This window comes from Lactobacillus nasalidis (assembly GCF_016587775.1).
GTDB lineage: Bacteria > Bacillota > Bacilli > Lactobacillales > Lactobacillaceae > Lactobacillus > Lactobacillus nasalidis.
The window spans coordinates 1-4,266 of record NZ_BOCG01000498.1 but is presented as its reverse complement, the minus strand read 5'-3'; the positions used below and the strand labels follow the sequence as shown (position 1 = coordinate 4,266).

Below are 4,266 nucleotides of genomic sequence, written 5' to 3'. Positions count from 1 at the left end.
CTTCCGCCAAAGGCCAGGCCGGCAGCCGGTATTCCTTGCTGCCAAGCAAAAGCTGGCAGCCGTCTGCCTGGACTTGAACTTGAAAATCGCGGCCCAGCCAGCTGGCCGGGCTGGCATCCCGGCGGATTTTGTCCTCGATGATTCCCTGCACTTCAGGCGGAATATCGCCAAGCACGACCGGAACGCCGGGCTTGATGATCCCGCTTTTTTCCCGGGCAATGTCGGCCAGGGTCGGCCCGATGATCTGCTCGTGGTCCATGCCGATCGTGGTGATCAAGCTGACCGCGGGAGTAATCACGTTGGTCTTGTCGTGCTCAGCCCCGATGCCGACCTCGATAACCGCGTAGTCGCACTTTTTCCGGGCAAAGTAGTCAAAAGCCATGGCCACCTCGTATTCAAAAGTCACCAAGGCAAAGCCGGGATCACTTTCTCTTAGGCGGTCAACGGCTTCCTCTACCCTGTTGGCTGCTTCCAGGAGCTCTTCATCTGCGATCGCCTGCCCGTTGAGCTGGATGCGCTCATTGAAGCGGACGATAAATGGCGAAACAAAAAGGCCAGTCTGCTGACCGGCCTTTTGGAGCAGATTGCTCAGGTAATATGCAGTCGAGCCCTTGCCATTGGTTCCAGTAATGTGGCAGCACTTGACCTGGTCTTGCGGCTGGCCCAAGGCCTTGAGCACTCTTTTGACATAGGTCAGATCGCTCTTTTCGTGCAAGCGGGGCAAGTGATACAAATAATCGGTAAGTTCGTTGACTGTCTTAAATTTCACGTCTTTAACGACTTTCTTTCAATTCTTTGATGCGGTCTCTCACGCCGGCCAGCTGGCTTTCGTATTCGGCCAGCTTGCCCTTTTCCTTCTCAACGACAGCTGCCGGAGCATGGTCGACAAAGCCCTTGTTGGCCAGCTTCTTGCTTGCGCGGTCCACTTCAGCCTCAAGCCGGCTTTCTTCCTTGCTCATCTTGGCAATTTCTTCGTCCAGGTCAACCAGTTCTGACAGAGGAACGTAGATCTGTGCCCCGGCGATCACGGCCGTCTTGGCCAGCTTCGGAGCGTTGATCTTGCCGGAAATTTCCAGCTTCTTCGGGTGCAGGAAGTTTTCAACGTATTCCATGTTGTCCCGCAGGATGGCTTCGTTCTTTTCGTCATCCAGCTGGATCAAGATGTCGATGGCGCTGGACATTGGCGCGTTGACTTCCATCCGGATGGTCCGGACAGCCTTGATGATTTCGATCAAGAAGGCCATGTCGTCGTCAGCCTTGGCATTGTCAAATTCATCATGAGCCACCGGGTAAGCGGCAGTCATGATGGACTTGCCTTCATGCGGCATTGACAACCAGAGCTTTTCCGTTACGAATGGCATGATCGGGTGGATCAAGCGCAGGATCTGGTCCAGAATCCAGGTCAAGTTGGCCTGCTTGCGGGCCTTGAGCTCAGCATCGTCGCCGTACAGGGCTACCTTGGAGATTTCGATGTACCAGTCACAGAAGTCGTTCCAGATAAAGTTGTACATTTCCCGGCCGGCTTCGCCGAATTGGAATTCGTCAAAGAGACGGTTGGTTTCCTTGACCGTATGGTTCAAGCGGTCAAAAATCCAGGCATCAGCCAGGTCGAACGTGCTCGTATCCGGCTTTTGGGCTGGCTTGGCATCTTCAGGCAGGTTCATGATAACGAACCGGCTGGCGTTCCAAAGCTTGTTGATAAAGTTCCAGGCAGAATCCATCTTGGTGTAGCTGAAACGGGTGTCCTGGCCAGGCGCGGTCCCGTTCAACAGGAACCAGCGCAGGGCATCGGCGCCGTACTTGTCGATGACGTCCATCGGGTCGATCCCGTTGCCCAGGGACTTGGACATCTTGCGGCCCTGTTCGTCTCTGATCAAGCCGTGCAGAACCACGTTGTCAAATGGCCGCTTGCCGGTGAAGTGCAGGCTTTGGAAGATCATCCGGGAAACCCAGAAGAAGATGATGTCATAGCCCGTCACCAGGGCGTTGGTCGGGAAGTAGCGCTTGAAGTCAGCGGAGTTTTCATCCGGCCAGCCCAAAGTGGAGAATGGCCACAGGGCACTGGAGAACCAGGTGTCCAGAACATCCTGGTCCTGGTCCCAGTTTTCAATGTCAGCCGGTGCTTCCTCGCCGACATACATTTCCCCGGTCTGCTTGTTGTACCAAGCCGGAATCCGGTGGCCCCACCAGAGCTGACGGGAGATAACCCAGTCATGCACGTTTTCCATCCAGTGTTCCAGGGTGCCTTCAAAGCGTTCTGGAACAAAGTTGACCTTGCCTTCAGTCTTCTGGTTTTCCAAAACCTTGTCGGCCAGCGGCTGCATCTTGACAAACCACTGAGTTGACAGGCGCGGTTCAACTTGTACGCCGGAACGTTCTGAGTGACCAACTGAGTGGACGATCGGCTCAACCTTGGTCAGGTAGCCTTCGGCCTTGAGGTCTTCAACCAGCTGCTTGCGGCAGTCGAAGCGGTCCATGCCGGCGTACTTGCCTGCCTTGTCATTCATGGTCCCGTCATCGTTCATCACGTTGATCCGCGGCAAGTCGTGCCGGTTGCCGACTTCAAAGTCGTTCGGGTCGTGGGCTGGAGTGATCTTCACCAGACCAGTCCCGAATTCCGGATCAACGTGCTGGTCTTCGATGATCGGGATTTCCCGGCCAACCAGCGGCAGAATCAGCTTCTTGCCAACCAGGTCCTTGTAGCGTTCATCCCCCGGTGCCACGGCAACGGCAGTGTCGCCGAACATGGTTTCCGGCCGGGTAGTCGCGATTTCAACGCTGCCTGAGCCGTCTGCCAGCGGGTAGTTGATGTGGTAGAAGGCGCCTTGGTCGTCCTGGTGGATGACTTCGATGTCAGACAGGGCCGTGCGCAGCTTCGGGTCCCAGTTGATGATGTATTCGCCGCGGTAGATCAGGCCTTCATTGTACAGCTGCACGAAAACGCGGCGGACCGCCTTGGAAAGCCCCTTGTCCAGAGTGAAGCGCTCCCGGCTGTAGTCCAGAGACAGGCCCAGCTTTTGCCACTGGCTCTTGATGATGTTGGCGTATTCGTCCTTCCATTCCCAGACCTTTTCAACAAACTTTTCCCGGCCCAGGTCATAGCGGCTGACGCCCTGCTCGCGTAGACGGGCTTCAACCTTGGCCTGGGTGGCGATGCCGGCGTGGTCCATCCCCGGCAGATACAGGGTGTCGTAGCCCTGCATCCGCTTGTAGCGGATCAAGGTGTCCTGAATGGCAGTGTCCCAGGCGTGCCCCAAGTGCAACTTGCCAGTTACGTTTGGCGGCGGAATAACAATTGAATACGGCTTGGCCTTTTGGTCACCGGAAGGCTTGAACAGGTCTTCGTCCAGCCATTCTTGATAGCGACCGGCTTCAACCTCTTGCGGGTTGTATTTTGGTGCTAATTCTGTCATAAATTTCCTCCAATAAAAAAGTCCCAGACAAGTAAATGTCTAGGACGATTTGCATAACCGCGGTACCACCTAACTTGAGCATAATGCTCCGCTTAAGTGCGGTAACGGCGCGAATACCGGATCAACTTACTCTGGCTTCAGTCGATCAGCGAATCAAGCTACCAGGCGGCTTCCGGTCTCTCAGCTTTGTGACCTTTCTCTGTCATGAAGCCCCACCTCTTGATCATTGCTTTGTCACAAAGTATAGCATAATTTCACGGGGCATTAAAGGGAAAGTTGCTTTAAAGCAGCAAGTTCACCGGCTGTCAGCTCCCGGTAGTTCCCTGCCGGCAGATCGGCTGGCAGAGCCAGCGGGCCCATCTTGAGCCGCTTCAGCTTCAGGACCTTCATCCCCTGCGAGGCAAACATCCGCTTGACTTGGTGGTACTTGCCCTCAGTGATGACGATCTCGATTTCCGACCGGTCCTTATCCGGATCCTGGGACAAAATCCGCAGCTTGCCCGGCTTGAGGGCCGTGCCGTCCTTCAAGGTCAAGCCGGCTTCCACAGCCTGCTTGGTCTGCTCGTCGGCCACCCCGGCCAGCAAGGCATAGTAGGTCTTGGCCACGTGATATTCCGGGGCCAGCAGTTCGTGGGCCAGCTGGCCGTCATTGGTCAACAGCAGCAAGCCCGTCGTGTCCTTGTCCAGGCGGCCAACCGGGGCCAGCTTTTGGTAGCGGTCCTGCTTTTTGAGCAGGTCAAGCACCGTCTTTTGCCGGGCGTCTTCAGTTGCCGACAAAACGCCGGCCGGCTTGTTGAGCAGGAAATAGTGGTATTGCTGGTAGCTGACCGGAAGGCCGTCAACTGCCACCTCG

Annotated in this window: 3 protein-coding genes; all 3 read right to left on the bottom strand. The window is 55.9% G+C overall.

Annotation, left to right across the window (positions count from 1 at the left end):
- Positions 1-769 (bottom strand): bifunctional folylpolyglutamate synthase/dihydrofolate synthase (locus lacNas_RS09675; protein WP_244661453.1); only part of this gene is annotated, 769 nt, incomplete at its 3' end.
- Between the two features lie 4 nt (positions 770-773).
- Positions 774-3,413, bottom strand: coding sequence for a valine--tRNA ligase (locus lacNas_RS09670; RefSeq protein WP_201331556.1), 2,640 nt, complete (start codon positions 3,411-3,413; stop codon positions 774-776).
- 264 nt (positions 3,414-3,677) lie between these two features.
- The coding region (locus lacNas_RS09665) for a 16S rRNA pseudouridine(516) synthase (protein ID WP_201346813.1) at positions 3,678-4,266 on the bottom strand (589 nt) is incomplete at its 5' end.